This window comes from Bartonella kosoyi, assembly GCF_003606325.2.
Classification (GTDB): Bacteria; Pseudomonadota; Alphaproteobacteria; order Rhizobiales; family Rhizobiaceae; genus Bartonella; species Bartonella kosoyi.
In genome coordinates this window covers 1,886,907-1,904,264 of record NZ_CP031843.2, presented here as the reverse complement: position 1 = coordinate 1,904,264, position 17,358 = coordinate 1,886,907, and the positions used below count along the sequence as shown (strand labels likewise).

The 17,358-nt window shown below is 37.2% G+C and carries 15 protein-coding genes and 2 tRNA genes; 4 read left to right on the top strand and 13 right to left on the bottom strand.

Features of this window, described 5'->3' with window-relative positions; translation table 11 throughout:
• Nucleotides 1-259 precede the first annotated feature (259 nt).
• The gene (locus tag D1093_RS08325; RefSeq protein ID WP_120101933.1) at nt 260-1,474 is read right to left on the bottom strand and encodes a porin; all 1,215 of its coding nucleotides are present in this window, start codon (nt 1,472-1,474) and stop codon (nt 260-262) included.
• Nucleotides 1,475-1,789: 315 nt separating this feature from the next.
• Here D1093_RS08325 and D1093_RS08320 point away from each other — a divergent pair.
• Nucleotides 1,790-1,880: transfer RNA gene (locus D1093_RS08320), tRNA-Ser, on the top strand.
• A 351-nt stretch (nt 1,881-2,231) separates the two neighbouring features.
• Here D1093_RS08320 and D1093_RS08315 read toward each other — a convergent pair.
• The gene (locus D1093_RS08315) at nt 2,232-3,449 is read right to left on the bottom strand and encodes an MFS transporter (RefSeq protein WP_120101931.1); all 1,218 of its coding nucleotides are present in this window, start codon (nt 3,447-3,449) and stop codon (nt 2,232-2,234) included.
• Between the two features lie 995 nt (nt 3,450-4,444).
• Between D1093_RS08315 and D1093_RS08310 the strand changes: the two genes are divergently transcribed.
• Nucleotides 4,445-5,035, top strand: coding sequence for a hypothetical protein (locus D1093_RS08310; protein WP_120101930.1), 591 nt, complete (start codon nt 4,445-4,447; stop codon nt 5,033-5,035).
• Nucleotides 5,036-5,671: 636 nt separating this feature from the next.
• Nucleotides 5,672-5,869: a hypothetical protein gene (locus tag D1093_RS08305; protein ID WP_120101928.1), complete on the top strand. Its 198-nt coding sequence runs from the start codon at nt 5,672-5,674 to the stop codon at nt 5,867-5,869.
• Between the two features lie 681 nt (nt 5,870-6,550).
• Here the strand turns inward: D1093_RS08305 and D1093_RS08300 are convergent.
• The 8 genes from D1093_RS08300 to rpmH all read right to left on the bottom strand — a co-directional run bounded on the left by D1093_RS08300 (nt 6,551) and on the right by rpmH (nt 13,276).
• Nucleotides 6,551-6,635, bottom strand: a tRNA-Leu gene (locus D1093_RS08300).
• A gap of 114 nt (nt 6,636-6,749) precedes the next feature.
• Entirely contained in the window at nt 6,750-7,370 is a 621-nt protein-coding gene (locus D1093_RS08295) for a 2,3-bisphosphoglycerate-dependent phosphoglycerate mutase (RefSeq protein WP_120101926.1), read from the bottom strand.
• A gap of 28 nt (nt 7,371-7,398) precedes the next feature.
• Nucleotides 7,399-8,211, bottom strand: coding sequence for a 4-hydroxy-tetrahydrodipicolinate reductase (gene dapB / locus D1093_RS08290; protein ID WP_120101924.1), 813 nt, complete (start codon nt 8,209-8,211; stop codon nt 7,399-7,401).
• A 1,092-nt stretch (nt 8,212-9,303) separates the two neighbouring features.
• Nucleotides 9,304-9,996: a glutathione S-transferase family protein gene (locus D1093_RS08285; RefSeq protein WP_120101922.1), complete on the bottom strand. Its 693-nt coding sequence runs from the start codon at nt 9,994-9,996 to the stop codon at nt 9,304-9,306.
• 140 nt (nt 9,997-10,136) lie between these two features.
• Nucleotides 10,137-10,781: a ribosome biogenesis GTP-binding protein YihA/YsxC gene (gene yihA, locus D1093_RS08280; RefSeq protein WP_120101920.1), complete on the bottom strand. Its 645-nt coding sequence runs from the start codon at nt 10,779-10,781 to the stop codon at nt 10,137-10,139.
• Nucleotides 10,778-12,640, bottom strand: a complete 1,863-nt coding sequence (gene yidC, locus D1093_RS08275) for a membrane protein insertase YidC (protein ID WP_120101918.1) — start codon at nt 12,638-12,640, stop codon at nt 10,778-10,780. Before yidC ends, yihA begins: the two co-directional genes overlap by 4 nt.
• Nucleotides 12,630-13,022 (bottom strand): ribonuclease P protein component, encoded by a 393-nt coding sequence (gene rnpA / locus D1093_RS08270; RefSeq protein WP_120101916.1) that lies wholly within the window; start codon nt 13,020-13,022, stop codon nt 12,630-12,632. The genes yidC and rnpA overlap by 11 nt, the downstream gene beginning before the upstream one ends.
• Before the next feature lie 119 nt (nt 13,023-13,141).
• Entirely contained in the window at nt 13,142-13,276 is a 135-nt protein-coding gene (gene rpmH, locus D1093_RS08265; protein WP_005864709.1) for a 50S ribosomal protein L34, read from the bottom strand.
• A 592-nt stretch (nt 13,277-13,868) separates the two neighbouring features.
• Between rpmH and D1093_RS08260 the strand changes: the two genes are divergently transcribed.
• Nucleotides 13,869-14,930: an Mrp/NBP35 family ATP-binding protein gene (locus D1093_RS08260; RefSeq protein ID WP_120101914.1), complete on the top strand. Its 1,062-nt coding sequence runs from the start codon at nt 13,869-13,871 to the stop codon at nt 14,928-14,930.
• Between the two features lie 863 nt (nt 14,931-15,793).
• Here the strand turns inward: D1093_RS08260 and D1093_RS08255 are convergent.
• The 3 genes from D1093_RS08255 to D1093_RS08245 form a co-directional block, all read right to left on the bottom strand.
• On the bottom strand, nt 15,794-16,585 hold the full coding sequence (locus tag D1093_RS08255) for a pyrroline-5-carboxylate reductase (protein ID WP_120101912.1): 792 nt from the start codon (nt 16,583-16,585) through the stop codon (nt 15,794-15,796).
• A gap of 55 nt (nt 16,586-16,640) precedes the next feature.
• Nucleotides 16,641-16,886 (bottom strand): hypothetical protein, encoded by a 246-nt coding sequence (locus tag D1093_RS08250; protein WP_005773112.1) that lies wholly within the window; start codon nt 16,884-16,886, stop codon nt 16,641-16,643.
• A gap of 103 nt (nt 16,887-16,989) precedes the next feature.
• The gene (locus D1093_RS08245; RefSeq protein WP_174767419.1) at nt 16,990-17,358 is read right to left on the bottom strand and encodes a YraN family protein; all 369 of its coding nucleotides are present in this window, start codon (nt 17,356-17,358) and stop codon (nt 16,990-16,992) included.

Here is a 17,358-nt window from a genome sequence, read left to right as displayed (position 1 = left end):
ACCAATTTGGGGATAAAGCAATGGAGCACGCTTTAAAGAGCAAGAAAGGGATTGTTTGAATTGATGGGTAACATTCTATGAAGTTTTTTATCAAGCTCATAAGGTTAATTTTCTAAGAATATTTTTGTGAAACTAAGTTGTTTTGTCAGAAGGATTAAGAAAATAAGTATCCGGAAAGATTGCTCATGATATTTGATTGCAAAAAATAAAAAACTGGCAACTCATGTTGCCAGTTTTTGAAGGCTCTAGCTTAATAGAATTAGAATGAACGCTGTAAACGGATCATACCTTGGAAAGCACTTTTCCCATGGAGTAAGTGTTTTTCATTATTACTTGCATCCTTTAGAACGCGGTCATCATTCCAAGAAACATAGGTCAATTCAGGTGTAATCACAAATCCTGGAACCAGCGTGTATGCAATATTGACAGACGTCGCAAAGGTTTTGACAGCACTGTAAGAAACTTGAGCATTCAAATTTGCCTTTGGTGTGAGTTTGTAAGTAGCACCGGCCCAAGCAGCCCATCTACCACCCCAGTTTGCATAGATCGTTGTGCTTATTCGTGATAATTCACCATTTCCACTTTCTGTGTAGTAATCAACACCATTTTTATAGCCAGCCATTACCCATAGGTTGAAACGATCGTTAACATTGAAATCTGCACGAACTTTTCCAGCCCACTTTTTGTAGTAAGCATCATATGCAGCGACGGCTGAAAAACCACCCCATTTTTGCATAAACTTTATACCCAAAACCACATTGGGGGTGTAATTTTTAATTGCTTTACTTGGACGAGTATCTTCCGTGATAGGAATAAGTTTCCCATCTTTCTCAATATAGTTCCCTCCTATTTCTTTTGTTTCTTTTACGTCAGGAAGAGAGTTAGCATTATTGCCCACTTCAACTCCGATAATAGCAGAAAAGCCGGAATCACCGTTAAAGGTGTAGGAAATAAAATTGGTGCGTGTTGTACCTGCAGGTGCTATACTATCATCATTGAGAACATTTCCATAACCACCAGTCCAGCTGTTGAAAATGGTATCGTCAAGACCTACACGAAAACCACCCAGTTCAATGTAAGCGGCTGAAAGTTTTGCACCAGCGCCATTTTTACCATCATCCCAGCTTGAGAAAATTTTCGCATATGAACGAAGGGTTCCCATTTCTGTTTCAGAAGCGGCTTGAAAAACAAGGGTAAGCTGTGATGATGAGCCATAGGTTTTTCTTTTGTTGTTTAGTTCAGCTTCAGTGGTTGCATCGATATTACCACCACCGACAAAATCAGCACGAACACTTCCTGACAAACGCATGCAGGTTTCTGTTCCAGGGATATAGAAATATCCTTTTCCGTAGGCATCACAAACGCGAACATATTCTACGGGTTCAGGTTCGGCAACAACTGTTGAAGCAGCATGTGCTCCAGAAATCGCTAAAAAAGCTGCTGTAGAGCTTAAAAAGAGGGATTTAATATTCATATGGGATCTCCGAGGTCCGTTTAATCTTTATTCTAAAGAATGTCACTTGCCTCATGCATTTAAGACAAAGGCATAAGTAAAATACGCGGTACTTATCATTCTAGCTATACTAATCTTTTTAGAGTTTCAAATATGAAATGAACTTTTTGTAATGTATCCATGTACTATTCGAGAAGATGTGATAAAAAAGACACAATTTTTGTTTTATTAACTTTTGGTTCCTATAGAGTCAACAAAGGAAAAAAATGTCAGATATTTTGGAAAAAAATCGAAAATGTCTTGAACTTTCTCTTGATACCCTTTATGCCTCTCCTTGGAGAGGTGGCCGAGTGGTCGAAGGCGCTCCCCTGCTAAGGGAGTAGGGCTCAAAAGGCTCTCGAGAGTTCGAATCTCTTCCTCTCCGCCATTCTTCTATAAAATCAGTGCATTATAGTTAAGTGTAGGAATTTTGAGTGCGTATGGCAATAGCCCTTGACACTGAGCGTTTATTAAGAATTCTCTTTCCTTTTAACATCGTTTTTACCCATACGCCAGCCTCGCTTTTGATGTGCAAGCAAATGATTTTGATTGATTCAAGATAAATCAGATTTGAAAAAATCTTATGATATTTGAGTTCAGTCTATGATTATTATAAATTATTGTTTTATCAATATGGTGTCTGTTGAAAGCTCGATATGGCAAGGGTCTAAAGAAGTCTCGATCTCTTTTAGAAGAAAATCTTGTAGAAAAAATTTTGTCGGGAATGGTTTTCCTCTTATTAAGACTTTTGAGAGTGTTTTATCCATCTCATGATGACCAAACCACATAGGAAAAAAGTAAGAGTCGGTAAGATGAGATAATAAGAGGGAGAAATTTTTGCAGGAAGAAAAGAAATAATACTTAATACGGTAATTGAAAATAGTCTGCCGCTAAAAGATACAGCACCGATAACACCGGAAATATGTTGTGTTTGTGTTTGGTTCAGTTCTGAGAAAAATAAGCTTTTTGCCCCTATTGGTACAGTGCAAATAAATCCATGAATTAAAGAGAAGGCAATGACGGAGGCAGCCGTTTGATTGTTATGGACTAAAAAATAGAGCGCTATGCACATCAGCGCAGAAAAGAAAGAGAAATACTTTATAGAATTTTTATATTTTTTATCAAGAACATGATATTTCGACATCAGTAAATTTGAAAAATATTGCGCTGAAAAGGCTCCAATATGACAGCACATCAAAACGAACATTTGTGAACCGTTGAGGTGATCAATCTTTCCACCTGAAAGTATGATCGGTTGCCAGAAATGATAAATAATCTGAATACCAGCGCTAAAAAGACACATGAGGAAAATAAACCATGCTCCGCCCACAGTGTTTTGAAAAATCCAGAGTGTTTCCTTAGCATTTTGCAAGATTGTCTTTGTTTTGTGTGTTTCAATCACCGATTTCTTTTCTTCCGGAACAATAAGGAAGACCAAGAAAATAAATCCCATCATGAGGTATGAAATGATATATCCCATAAAATATTGCCCAGAGTAATAAATCGTTCCAATGCCTACGATCCCACTGAAAATACTTCCGAAAGAATTAACTTGGTGATAAAGATGCGCATAATGCGAAAAGTGATCGTGTTTATCGCCAAGAGAATGGTAAATCCATCCATCAATGGCGCTGACAATAATGCAAATGCCTGCTGCATAGAGAATTTCTGCAATAATAAGCGCCGTCATATTGGGGGCTTGAAGGCAGAGAAGATAAAACACTCCCGTCATAAAGACGCCAGCTATAACGGAATATTTACGTCGATATCTATCCGCTAAAACAGCGCAAGGAAAATCAAGCAGCAGAATAGTTGTGGAAAAGACAACTTGAAGCAGCGCCAATTGCGCGAGACTGACCCCCATAGACATTAAAAAAATCGCATGGTACACACCAATGAGCATGCGTACTGCATTATAAGCGCCATAGGTAAAAGCAAGAGTGCGTGCTCTGGTCATTGTGTTGTTCCATAGATGATTGTACAGTGGGAACTCTCACTGAAGAGAATGTTTTTCTGTATATTTCGAAATGACGATCCTCTTGTGGAAAACGGTATCCTAAATAGAAAATCGATAACCATTACTTTTATTATGAAAATGGCAACCTAAAAGAGCGCTTATTGAAGATAGTCTTTAGAGATTACAGACAGAAAAAACAAAGAAGTCAATCGTGAGATTAAAGCTTTCATCTCATGACGAATAATGGTGAATTTTAGATTTCATCTACCGTTTTTTAATCTACTGCTCTGTAAGAAAAACCCAATTCCCCCAATTCATACTTCTCATTTATCATTGATTATAAACATTTTTTAGCACACTCCAAAACGGCATCTTTTTACGAATAACAATATATCCTGTCTCTCAAATTATAGCTTTGCTCATTGCTTATCCCCATTGATTAAATCAACTTTTCTCTGAAAAATTCCATTTGAGAAAAATGCATCCTATCAGTTTATATTCTACGATCTTTAATTAACTTAAGGAATGTAGCAATAAAATATACTATAGCAAATGAATAAATTTGAATTTTTGTAAAAAACGCAATTTTTTATGGCTAAAGATAAAAAAACAAATCTACATTAAAAATAATCTTTATACCATTCAAGACCATTGATTATTTTTATCCATTTTATATATGCTCCATTTTATGGGGCAAGTATAATTATTAATTAAAATATTAATTTTGAGTGATTTATAATATTATATTATAATTCTTTGTTAATTCACATATAAAGTGATTAAATTTCGCCCATGGAGATATAGAAATAAACAGAAAAGTTTATAACTAATCTGTTGAATAAATTAGTTTTTATAGATTTATTTTTTTTGTATAATTTATCCTTTTTTATTTTTATCGTAGATTATTTTAAAGAGATTTAATAAATTTTATTCCGAATCTTTTGATGAGAATTTAGGTATTTATTTTAAGGTATTTTGTACGAGAAAATAGAAAAATGTTTACAAAAAAAATTCTGTTGAGAGAAGGCTTATTGCTTATCGTATTTTTGCTGACATATCTTATTCCCGCCTCGCGTGGTTATACGGGCGTGGATAAATTATTTTGTTCCCAAGTCGTTAAGGAGCGGGATGAGGCTGTTCAGAGGTTGGATTCCGTTGAGTTTGAAAAGGAAAATGCGCAACGAGGATGGAATGATACAATGAAGGTATTAGGGGTAGCGCTAGAGGATTTGAGGAGAATAGCTCTTGAACAGCAGGAACTCTATTTGGCAGTGCTGAAAACTATGCCAAACGACAAACAACTTACTTATAAATATGAGATAACGCAAAAACGAAACGCTGCAATTTTTGAGCGGATCGAGAAGCTTTTTACGCTATTTGAACATGTTGAGAAAAGAACAGAAGCTTTTCGAGGATTCAGCAAAGTCGATCAGCTTAAGGATCAGTCTCAGTCATTACATACTTTAGAAGTGATTTCTAAACATTATGGACATGTTGATGAACTCAACAAAGAACTTGAAAGGCTTAATCACGAAGTTGGTCGTTTAAACAACAAACTTCAAAGCCTGAAGAAAATATCGCGATAAAGAAACAGAAAGTTGTTCATTGATGCAATGGGGAAAAATGCGTGAGATGATTCACAACAATTTTATTGAAAAAGGAATAATCGGTGGGATTTGCAATAGTACTCATCATATCCGTTATGGTTATTATAGGAACCCTTTGTTTTTTGTGTAACAGGAACTGTGAAAGAGCGGAAAGAGATCGATGGAAAAGATATAGAGAAGCACGAGAAACACGTTCCGAAAATGAAGAATAAAATGAGACCAGTATGAAAAGATAAGAAACACAACCATTGTATAAGGCGCTTTAAAAGTCAGATCATAAAATTTCGGGTGTCTCTTTAGTTTGGCAAAGAATCTAAAGTCTTAACGTGAAGCTATGGTACTTTCATCGAGGAGTTATAAAATAATCTTTTGCGTATTTATGATAAATATGGCTTTAGGCTTTATTATTGTTGGGTGAAGCCAATAGAGAGTTCGTTATTCTTACTCTTATATGCGTTTTTATCGCATTCATTTCGTTATGTTTTTCGATAGCTTCTCCGATTATTTTAATTTTACACATACGATTGACAAAGAAATTAAAAAAACACTTCAGCAATTAGAAGATACTCTTGAGCAGCGAGATAAAGCTCTTATAGCACAAAAAAGGAGAGAAAAATGAACGGCTCTTATGATTTTGTTTTTTCTCGCTGTTATAATTATTGGTTGTGTTTTAAACACAGCGATTATTACGCTTTATTATTCTTTTATGAAGTGTTCGAAATTGTACAAAAGGTCATTGCAGAATTAGAAAAAGTGATTAAAGAATGGGATGCAGCAATCGAGGGATTATTCGAGAAAGAACAAAAAAAGTGATACAAGGCTTCAAATTTTCTTATGGCACTCGTTTTTAAGCATCGAGATGTGTTATACTGATGATTGAATAGAGTGTATCATGTTTTAGATAGAACAAAAAAGAAGGTTAAAAAACACAGCTTAGATGTGTCTTTAGAATTTTTATATGCTGTTAAGATTGGCAAAAGTCTGTACCTATTGATATGGAAGCCAAAATCATAGAGCTCTTAGATTAAGAAAAGGCTTTTCTTTTCAGAAAAGGAGTCTCTATCTTTCTCGAAAGAATTCCAAAATCCGAGCTTTCTACTCTGTTGCAACATGAAACTGTTATCACGTGTATGAGAGTTTTAAATGGTTTGATGCAAGAGAGCTTACCCGTGCTCAAAAAATTATTAGAATTTTTCTAAAACGTACTTTGTAGAGGCATATTGAAAAAATTTATTTCCGCAATTTTATTCTCGTATCCCTTACGTTAAAAAATAACAAATTACACACAATAAAAAAGAGCATGCTGTTTTAGAGAGGGCTTTAAAAATTTTGACCTTTTAGAAGTGTAAGTCCTTTGGGCATTGAGCAAAGAAGTCTTGATTTTAAATAATTGAGGGACGCGTTAAAAAATCCTATACCCTTATGTTTATTTACGTGGCCCTCACATAAAAAATGTATACAAAATAAAAAAAGTTACTGTTGATATAAAGTTGATGGTGCCCGGAAGAGGACTCGAACCTCCACGCCTTGCGGCACAGGTACCTGAAACCTGCGCGTCTACCAATTCCGCCATCTGGGCTTATAAAAATCATCTAAGCCTGTGAAGCAATTCTGTCAATAAAATTATAGAATTTATTTTCTTTGTTTAAAACGATTGAATTAAACTTTTAGAGGGCATCATAGTTTTAAAAGTTTAAGGTGTGATGATTGTCCTGGATGCAATAGTTGAATCGGAATTAAAGGTGTAAAGAATAGGAATGCCGGTTGCTAATTCTTGAGATATAATTTCTTCACTGCTGAGACCTTCAAGCGCCATAATAAGAGCACGAAGAGAATTCCCATGTGCTGCGATCAAAACAGTTTGAGAGCGCAAAATATGAGGCTGGATATGATAAAGATAATAAGGCCAAATGCGTGCTCCGGTATCGCGTAGGCTTTCTCCATTAGGTGGCGCAATTGTGTAGGAACGGCGCCACATTTGCACTTGCTCTTGCCCCCATTGTAGGCGCACTTCATCTTTATTTAAACCAGAAAGATCTCCATAATTACGTTCATTCAATGCAGAGGTTTGGATCATTTCTAAATTTGATTGTCCCATTTGCTCTAAAATGTGCTGAGCTGTTTTTTGGGCTCGTTGTAAAGCAGATGTATATGCGATATCAAACTTCAAACCAGATTCTTTTAGTTTTTTTCCTGCTGCTATCGCTTCTGCATGCCCTTTTTCTGTTAAATCAGGGTCTTTCCAACCCGTAAAAAGGTTTTTGAGATTCCATTCGCTTTGTCCGTGACGGATGAGTACAAGTGCGCGTCCCATTATGAATTGCCTCTATTTTATTGATTGTTTAAAGTTCATCGTTTAATCCCAAGACATCGAGCATTGAATAAAGACCATTTTCATGGTTTTTTGCCCATAAAGCTGCTTTTAATGCGCCATTGGCAAAGATGGAGCGTTCTTGCGCTGTATGGGAGAGAACAATGCGCTCATGGGAGCCGGCAAAAATGACATTGTGTTCGCCAACAACTGTTCCACCCCGTGAACAAGAAAAACCAATGGAGCCTTTTTCGCGTTTTCCTGTATGGCCATTGCGTTCGTTGACACGTACATTTTGCAGCATAACATTGCGACCTTCAGCCGCTGCTTGCCCGAGAAGAAGAGCGGTTCCAGAAGGGGCGTCAACTTTGTTCGCGTGATGCATTTCGTAAATTTCAATATCAAAATCATTGGCTTCTAATGCTTTGGCTGCTTTCTTTACAAGGTTGGCTAAAAGATTTATTCCAAGGCTCATATTTCCAGATTTGACGATTGTTGTATGTTTTGCAAACTCTGCAATTTTTTTTTCTTCTGTTGTGCTAAATCCTGTGGTGCCAATAATATGGACAAGTTTTCTTTGAGCAGCATAGTGAGCATAAAGAATACTCGCTTGGGGTTGTGAAAAATCTATAATCCCTTCTGTGTTTGAAAAAGCCTTTGCGAGATCATCTGTGATGCACACCCCAAGAGAATCTGAGCCAATTAATGTACTGGCATCTTTTCCTACAAAAGGTGAGCCTTTGCGCACAAGAACAGTACAAAGCTCTACATCTTTCCTCTGCCGGATTGCTGTAATGAGTTCACGTCCCATTCTTCCATTTGCACCAACAATTGTAAGGCGCATTTTTATCTCCTTATGATGCTTTATTGCCCCGTAGTATAGGCAAATTCTTGCCTTCTTTCCAACCGTTCTTTTTCTTTATAGGAAAAAATTTTTTCTTGCTTTAATTTATCCTTTTGTACTGTAAAACTCTATCGTTTAGGGGAAGTGATATAAGATTTACAAATTTATAGAGAGATATTTTTTGTGAAAGTGTTTGATGGAGAGGGGGAGGTTTCTTGTAAAGCCTAATGGGGATTGTTCATTGCTTGACGTTTTTATTTCTCTCGTTCTTTAATGGGGCACAGCCCTCATGTACAATAAAACACTTCAAATAAAATACACTTAACTTATGCGCTTGTCTTAAAAAAATATGTATCAATGCTTTTAAGCTTGTTTTGTGATGACGTGCGTGAAGGGTATAACGAGAAAATCTCCATGAATAATATAAAATCTATTCTGTACGGCTACCTTTCATAAAAGCGCAAATTGGCACCATCATACGTTTTGCTCGCTCTTGGACCTTGAAATGATTCATAGGCATTATATACAATTTTTACACACCAAATGTTATCTGTGAATAAAACACATAAAAGGGGGGAGAAACAGAAAGATGTCTGAGAAGTTGGATTGTTCACACACAAGCGTTGGTCGGATTCTTTATTTTTTAGAGAGGCAAGTTGAAAAAGTTGTTATTTTATAAAAACGCATCATGATGGCACTTTTTTATTAAGTGCAAATGGTGTGCATATTATCCACTGCGTTTTTTTATAGATTAGGAAGAATGGAGGGGAACCATGCGTTAAGTATTGTTATTTTATTGGCCTCGCTTTCTAATGGTGCTGCAGCTCTTGTCTTTAAAGAAAGAGTTTAAAACCTTTTGTTAAATATCTTTATTTCTATAATTAGTCTTTTTGTGGATAGAGCAAAAATTGATTTTGGGGGGGCAGGATAAGAGGGCTTGAAATAAGAGATTATGATGAGTTCTTATTTTCTGTTCAATAGGATTGTGAAGCAATCTATTCTTGTATTATTTATAGGCAGGCATAAAGATTTATAAACGGGGAAGTCTTCTTTAGGTAAAATTTCATTTTTACTCGTTTTTGTGAGAGGAGACTAGAAATCAAGATCAGCATAGTGAGTACTTGCAACAATTCCACGGACACGATCTGTTAAAAGAGAACGAAAAGAAGGTCGTGATTTAATCCGCATATACCAGTCTTTGGCAGCAGGGGATTGTTCCCAGTCAATTTCCCCTAGAAAGTCAAGGACAGAGACAGCAGCGGCAGCGGCTAGGTCAGCATAGGATAAGGTAGAACCCACTAAGCTATCACGAGAGGCACAGAGCCAATTGAGATAGTTCATATGGGGTGGGATATTGGCGCGTGCATTGCGTAAAATTTGTGAATTGGGAGCCCCACCGCCAATGGAAAGGGGCATTTCACGTTTATGAATCCGTTCTCGTACAATATGACGTGTTGCTTCATTTTCAAATTTATTTAAAAACCAGTCATTAAGGCGGCGGACTTCCGCACGATCTAAAGGATTTTCTGGAAAGAGTTTATTTTCTTGTCGTAAACTTCCATGCGTCTCATCTAAATATTCACAGATAACAAAAGGACCTGATAATGGAACCTCGTGTTCATCGAGAAAAACAGGAACATGACCGGCGGGATTGAGAGCGAGAAATTCGTGTCTTCTTGCCCATTCATATTCTTCAATCAGTTGCGTGGCTACACCATATTCTCCAAGAATGAGGCGTATGAAGCGCGAAGCGGTGGATAGGGGAGAGTGAAAAAGTGTCAGCATAATTTACACAACTAAATAGAGTGGATAAGAATTCTTTCAAGTCATTCTTTTTTATAAAGATGCTTGATGAGAAGTACAAGATCATTAGCAGCTGCTAGCAATTATGCTTAATAAATTGTTAATAATATGAATGCCTTCTCTTATGCAATAGTTTGCAAAATGGCAGTACGTAATTCTTCCAAACCGTATGCTTTTTCTGAAGAGGTTGCAAGGATCTCAGGATACGCCGCTGGACGTTTGAGAAGTTTTGTTTGTGTGGTCATCATTAATTTTTCCAAAGCATTTGATTTTATTTTATCGCTTTTTGTCAAAACAATTTGGTAAGAAACGGCTGCCTTATCAAGGAGTGCAAGAACATCTTCATCATTATTTTTGATTCCGTGTCGTGAATCAATCAAGAGATATACACGCTTTAGTGTTGTGCGTCCCCGTAAATAGCTAAAAATCAAATTTGTCCAAGCATCAACCAGATTTTTAGGTGCAGCAGCGAAACCATAACCTGGCATATCTACCAATGTAAAAGGGGGAAGATCTCCTTGTTGTCCACTGAAGCCATCGGGGACAAAATAATTCAGCTCTTGTGTGCGTCCTGGTGTATTTGAGGTTCGTGCTAAGCCTTTTTGCTGGACAAGTGCGTTGATTAAAGATGATTTTCCAACATTGGAACGCCCCGCAAATGCGATTTCTGGTGGCCCTTCAGGGGGAAGAAAGCGTATTGCGGGGACACCACGAATAAAAATCCAATTGCGCGAAAAAATTCCATAAAGGGAAGAATCTCTTGTCATTCTTGCACTTCTTTTTGGGGGGGCACTTCTTTTTTGGGTGATTTTCTCCATATGGCTTTCAAATTGTCAAAAAGCTCAATTTTAACTCCCTGGCGCTTCATCATGATACCTTGCTGAATGATTGACAATATATTGTTCCATGCCCAATAAATGACAAGACCAACAGGGAAAGAAGCGAGCATAAAAGTAAAGACAACAGGCATCCATGTGAAAATCATCGCTTGGGTTTGATCTTGAGGTGCGGGATTCATACGCATTTGTAAAAACATCGTTATTCCCATAATCAAAGGCCATGCACCAATCATAAGAAATGTTGGCGTTGTATAGGGCAAGAGACCAAACAAGTTGAAAAGAGACGTTGGATCAGGGGCTGCTAAATCTTGAATCCAGCCAAAGAAAGGAGCATGGCGCATTTCAATGGTAATATAGAGAACTTTATAAAGCGCAAAGAATATTGGAAATTGAACCAACATTGGCCAACAGCCTGCAAGGGGGTTAATTTTTTCGGTTTTATACAGTTCTATAATTGCTTGTTGTTGTTTGTTTTTTTCATCGGGATATTTTTCTTTTATCTCTAGCAAACGCGGTTGGAGCAGCTTCATGCGCGCCATAGATTGATAAGATTTATTGGCGAGAGGGAAAAGAAGTGTTTTTAAGAGTACTGTGACAAGAAGGATGGCAATACCAAAATTTCCTGTTTGTTTATAAAGAATGTCAATGAGAGCAAACATGGGCTTTGTGATGAAATCAAACCAACCCCAATCAATTAAGAGAGCAAACTTGTTGATTTTTAGGTCATTTTGATAGTGATTAATGATTTCAACCTGTTTTGCACCAGCAAAAAGACGATTTGTAACGGTTTTTGTTTCATTGGGAGCAATCGTTAAAAGCGATCCTAGCAAGTCAGATTGATAATGTGTTTGCAAACGATCAAAATAAATAAAACGGCTTGTATATTCTTTATCTTGCGGGGGAATAACCGCTACAGCCCAATATTTATCGGTAATACCAATCCAGCCTCCTGTTACTTTGGAAAAAGTCATACTCTTTTGTCCATTATCAGGATTTGGATCAAGCTCTGCTAAGGTTTTATATTTTTCAGTTTTGAGCGAATCTCCAGCAATACCGATCATCCCCTCATGAAGCAAATAGGTGGCATTGGTATGTTCTGGTGGTGCTGCACGTGCAACGCGGGCATAGGAGGAAAGATAAACCGGTTGATCACTTTCATTGCTGATAGAATCCTCAATGGTAAACATGTAATGATCATCAACAGAAAGGGTACGGCGGAAGATTTGCCCCTGTCCGTTATTATAGATTAAAGTGATGGGTGTTGAAGGGGTTAGAGTTGTATTGTTTCCCTCTATTTGCCACTGTGTATTGGATTGAGGTAAAGCTTTTGCTGGCAAAGATGCACTTGCAAAACCAAATTCAGCCAAGTAGGTCGTTTTGAATCCTTTAGGATTCAGCAAATCAATTTCCGGTGATTTTTTATCGACGGTTACACGATATTTCTTAAGGTGAAGATCATCAAATTGTGCACCAACAAGATTAATAGAGCCTTCCAATTCATTGGTTTTGATCGCAACACGCTCTGTTTTGGCTAATACAGCTTTCCGGATTTCAGGAGTCATTGGCTGTTCGATGATTGATGTTGCTTGATGCGTTGAGGGATCGTCAGAAGAATTCGTCGTGGTAATAGAAAGGGATGACTGTTGTTTTGACAATTGCTGTTGTTGCGCGATGACTTGTTGTTTTTGTAACTTTGCTTGTTTGGGAGCAACATGAAGAAATTGCCATGCGATGAGCACTACGAAAGATAAGCCAATAGCGATAAAGAAATTGCGGTTATATTCCATTCGTATTCCCTTGTTGTCGTTGCTGATGTTTTGTTTTTGATTTTATTCGCCGATTCAATTCACTAATTAAAGATGTGAAAGGCGCATGTAATGCGTCACGATATGCTACAATGACATAGTCAGTCCCTGCTTCCATGTGGTTTGTTACACCAACTCTTACAGCTTCACGCAAGCGCCTTTTGATACGATTCCGTTTCACAGCATTTCCGTTTTTACGGGTAACAGTGAAACCTACACGCGCAACAAGAGAAGATTTTCTTTCTGTTGTTTGTTCACGAGATTTAACTTCGAGTAAAAATAAAGGACCACGTCGTTTTTCTCCTGTACGGACAGACAAAAAGTCTGCTCTTTTGCGAATGCGACAAGGATGTTTTTTCTTCATAAAAGAATATTTCGCAATTTCACTAAATCCTTGACTGATCAAGCATTAGAGGTTCATAATAAAAGTTTCACAACGAAGGAATAATGAGCAGTCGTCAACGGTTGTGAAAATTTAAGTGGTTAAGCAGAGAGCCGCTTACGTCCACGAGCACGTCTTGCAGCAATAACTTTACGTCCTCCAGCTGTAGCCATGCGTGCACGAAATCCATGGCGGCGTTTACGGACAAGTTTAGAGGGTTGGTACGTACGTTTCATTTACTTAAATACCGCGGAGTGCGGCCCTTCTTAATCTTCGTTTTATGAGCAGTTCTGCGCGTGATGAACAATTTTATCCTATCAGACAGCTGTTAACCCATAAGAAAAAATATGAAAAAAGTCAATCTCAGATTGTTTTTTCTTACGTTTGAAAAAATACAAAACACCTTATAACTGTTTGTGACACTTTTTTATGATACTTTGAAAGTGTCAGAAAATAGCGGTTGAGTCTACAGAAAATGAATGGCAAGAACGTTAAAGACTTAAAGAAAGCATGACAGATTATTGTATGCTCAATTTAAAAAATATTTTGATATTAAGAGTTTTTCTCAAGTTTTGTGTTTTATAAAACCCTTATCAAAATATTCATTAAAGTGTTAGCGCACAAACGTGATTGATAGGCTTTTAATAGCGGATTTTGTGCATGAATTTTTTTATTCAAGAGTGGTTTCGTGTTTTATAAAGAGATAAAATGTAAGTCATTTATATTTTGTAACTCTTAAACTAAAGTAGAAAATATTAGGTGATGAACCTGTCAGTATTTTTTGTTCGTATGCTTGTATTTGTTGGTATTTTATAGAGAGGAAAGAGCGTGGATCCTATCACAAGTGAGGCTGTCCGCAACGTGTTATGTAAAGTCAAAGGACCAGGTCTTGAAAGCGATATTGTATCGTTGGGGCTTCTTTCAGAAATATTCATTGCTGATGGCAAGGTTTTCTTTTCCATTACAGTTCCTGATGGACGTGTGCAAGAATGGGAATTATTGCGCCGTTCTGCTGAGGAGCTGGTGTGTGCTTTGGAGGGGGTCCAATCTGTTGTCGTTACGCTTACAGCAGAAAAAACAACAAAGGGAGTACCTCGACGCAGAGCAAATCTCTTGCCTGTGAAAATGCCCATAGAAGGTGTACGTCATGTCATTGCTGTTGCTTCTGGAAAAGGAGGGGTGGGAAAATCGACGATGGCAATCAATATCGCTTTAGCTTTACAAGATTCAGGTTTCAAAACAGGGGTGATGGATGCAGATATTTATGGTCCATCTTTGCCACGTTTGACAGGACTTGTTAACCAAAAACCACAGCTCATGGGAGGAAAAAAGATTCAACCTCTTGAAAAATTTGGTCTTAAATTAATGTCAATGGGCTTTTTGGTTGAGGAAGAAAAGCCGGTGGTCTGGCGTGGTCCTATGGTTATGGCTGCTGTAACGCAATTGTTACGAGATGTTGTATGGGGACCTTTGGACGTTTTAGTTGTCGATATGCCACCGGGTACAGGGGATGCTCAATTAACGCTTGCGCAACAGGTACAATTAACGGGAGCGTTGGTTGTTTCTACGCCTCAGGATCTTGCTTTAGTTGATGCACGAAAAGCGATAGAAATGTTCATGAAAGTCAATGTTCCTATTTTAGGACTGATTGAGAATATGAGTTATTTTATTGCTCCCGATACAGGAAAACGCTACGATATTTTTGGCCATGGTGGGGCGCGGGGTGAAGCAGAACGTCGAGAGGTCCCGTTCTTAGCAGAAATACCGCTTGATGCAGCTTTACGATTTTCTTCCGATGAGGGGAACCCTATTTTTGTTGTTCAGCCTAATGGCGAGCATGCTCAACGGTATCGTACAATTGTGGATCAAATAAAAAATAAACTCTGTTGAATATATGTTTTTTTTTAAAGAGTTTGCTAAAACACACTTATAAAAGATATAAAAATAGTTGCCTTTTTGTAAGGAAAATATGAATTCTAATCCGGAGAAAATAATTTTCTGTCATCATCATTTCATTTGTTTTTTCTACGTTCAAAAGCATCGAAAGAAAGATTTTTAAAAAGTGGAGATAACGCATTCTTTCACGGTTTCATTGTCCGCGGTTTTTATCGGGATAGGCTTTTTACGCAACAACAAAATTCTCACGAATATATTGATGCTGATTATGCAAGCGCTTGTTTGAAAAGAGAATATTTCTTAATGGGTTTCATTCGTTTTACGAGAGTACTTGTGAATGATAGAATGTAAAAACTCCTGTGAAGTGTAGAGATCTCATAGCATTTTTCCTTAAATAAAAAGAGAGAAGTCATACCCATTATGCTCTTTTCTTCCTCAAAATTTTCCTCTATTTTGCATAAAGTTGGCAAGTCTATTTACCTTCTTTTTTAACAATTTTATCGCAATGTTGCTTCCTTTTTAAGACACAAACAAACGTTTTTTATTTCATGACAAGAGAATAACGTAAAAAGGAAAAAGATTTTGTCAGTATTTTCATTTCAAATATTAAAGTATTAAAGAATGAATTTTCTTCCTATAAGCAATTTGGTGCTATAAAAATATCTTGAAGATTAACCAAAAGATTTATTGCTATTCATGTCAACTAAAAGGATGGGTAAATTAAAGGGATAGGTAGCTAAAAAATCCGTTTTCCTACTCTTGAAAGACCTATCGCAGACAATTTTATTAATTCATGTTCACAAAGAGCCCAATCAATAGATCCATAATTTTCATCTTTGAGATGAGAATTATGTTGGTTAAGTCTTTTTAGAAGCATTCATTTTTTGTAAAGTTGCCTCAAGAGCTGTTGTGAGAGCACTTTTCCCCCCTTGATGAGAAAAATAATTTGACAAAAATTCATTTGTTCCCCCCTTTGTTGAAAACTCTTTTTCAAGCAGTGCAAAATTAAGAGAGGTAGAACGATCCGTTGCTATAATTTTACGCATTTCATCCGTAAGATTTCCAAACATCATGGTCAGAAACTCTGCTGATTGCTGTTTGTTTAACCCTTGTGTTATAAACCATTGATGGGCTGTTTCGATAAAATTAAAATATACGCCCATAAGAGAACCAGCCGTCATAAAAAGATTAAACTGTTCTTCCTTTTCGAGCACCAATGTGCCCCCCAATGCATCAAATAAAATGCGTAAAAAGGGGTGATCGGGATAAATGGGCGTCAAATTTTTGCATTCTGCGACAAAAGGTAACGGAACAGCACGATAAACTTTATGGTTGATCCACGCTTCCACCTCTGCGGCTTTTGCCATAGCAAGAACGGAAATAACCAGCTGTTCTGGACGAAAACGAAGAGAGCGCAAAACACTTTCTGCAATTTGGTTGGGAAGGCAAAGAAAAACACAATCACTCATATCGAGCAATGCTTGGTTATTTTCAGCAATCACAACCTTATCATAAGTGCGTGAAAGACGCTCTGCTATTTCAGCATTGCGCGGTGAAACAATCATGGAAGAAACATTAAAGGCGCTTGTCATGAGGCCATCGATTATGCAAGCGCTGATTGTACCTGTTCCCAAAAAGCCCAGTTTCATTTTTATTTCTCAGTTTTATCTTTTAAAAGGAATCTCAATCAATATTTCAGGTGTTTTAACTAACATAAATGCTAATTGAAGAAGCAACACAGAGCATTGCAAGAATAATCAACCCCAAATAGATTTTGGGCTTGTCAAACAGAACGGCAAAAGCAGAAAACCAACCAACAATAGCTGCGGCTAATGCAAATAAAAAACCTGGTTTATTCATCAGTACAATATGCATTGCCATTAAACCACCAATAATCAGCGCTCCAAAAACAATGAGCAAACCTGTTGCAAACTTTTCATAATCATCCATATTTCGCTCCTTATAGCGCTCAAAAGATTATAGACTTTTTAACGTATATATACATAAAGGAGAAATGTTTTTTATGGAGTATGGTTAAAACGTGGGTCGCCTCTTATTGATCAGAGGTAAAAAATGCGGGGATATGTTGTGGCAAACGCCAAGGTAAAATTGCAATCAAATCAAAGCGTACAGACAAAAGCGCATAATCTTTTTGTCGTGCGAGCCAAATATCGGCTGCTGCTTCAATTCGCCTTTCATTCATTCGGGAAACCGCTTCCATTGCTTCCGCCAACGTTGAACGTGCTTTAACTTCAACAATTAACACAAGGTTTCCACGTCGTGCAATTAAATCAATTTCCCCACACTTTGTTTTAAAACGCATTTCGGCTATGTGAAATCCTTTGAAACGCAACCACCAAGCGGCCAATTTTTCTGCACGAATCCCTCGATAAAAAGACTTTTGTCTGTGTTTTTTTTGTAT

What these genes read in the sequence shown, in the direction of transcription:
- D1093_RS08325 (WP_120101933.1), bottom strand. Translation starts at nt 1,474, where the DNA reads ATGAATATTAAATCCCTCTTTTTAAGCTCTACAGCAGCTTTTTTAGCG.
- D1093_RS08315 (WP_120101931.1), bottom strand. Translation starts at nt 3,449, where the DNA reads ATGACCAGAGCACGCACTCTTGCTTTTACCTATGGCGCTTATAATGCA.
- D1093_RS08310 (WP_120101930.1), top strand. Translation starts at nt 4,445, where the DNA reads ATGTTTACAAAAAAAATTCTGTTGAGAGAAGGCTTATTGCTTATCGTA.
- D1093_RS08305 (WP_120101928.1), top strand. Translation starts at nt 5,672, where the DNA reads ATGAACGGCTCTTATGATTTTGTTTTTTCTCGCTGTTATAATTATTGG.
- D1093_RS08295 (WP_120101926.1), bottom strand. Translation starts at nt 7,370, where the DNA reads ATGGGACGCGCACTTGTACTCATCCGTCACGGACAAAGCGAATGGAAT.
- dapB (WP_120101924.1), bottom strand. Translation starts at nt 8,211, where the DNA reads ATGCGCCTTACAATTGTTGGTGCAAATGGAAGAATGGGACGTGAACTC.
- D1093_RS08285 (WP_120101922.1), bottom strand. Translation starts at nt 9,996, where the DNA reads ATGCTGACACTTTTTCACTCTCCCCTATCCACCGCTTCGCGCTTCATA.
- yihA (WP_120101920.1), bottom strand. Translation starts at nt 10,781, where the DNA reads ATGACAAGAGATTCTTCCCTTTATGGAATTTTTTCGCGCAATTGGATT.
- yidC (WP_120101918.1), bottom strand. Translation starts at nt 12,640, where the DNA reads ATGGAATATAACCGCAATTTCTTTATCGCTATTGGCTTATCTTTCGTA.
- rnpA (WP_120101916.1), bottom strand. Translation starts at nt 13,022, where the DNA reads ATGAAGAAAAAACATCCTTGTCGCATTCGCAAAAGAGCAGACTTTTTG.
- rpmH (WP_005864709.1), bottom strand. Translation starts at nt 13,276, where the DNA reads ATGAAACGTACGTACCAACCCTCTAAACTTGTCCGTAAACGCCGCCAT.
- D1093_RS08255 (WP_120101912.1), bottom strand. Translation starts at nt 16,585, where the DNA reads ATGAAACTGGGCTTTTTGGGAACAGGTACAATCAGCGCTTGCATAATC.
- D1093_RS08250 (WP_005773112.1), bottom strand. Translation starts at nt 16,886, where the DNA reads ATGGATGATTATGAAAAGTTTGCAACAGGTTTGCTCATTGTTTTTGGA.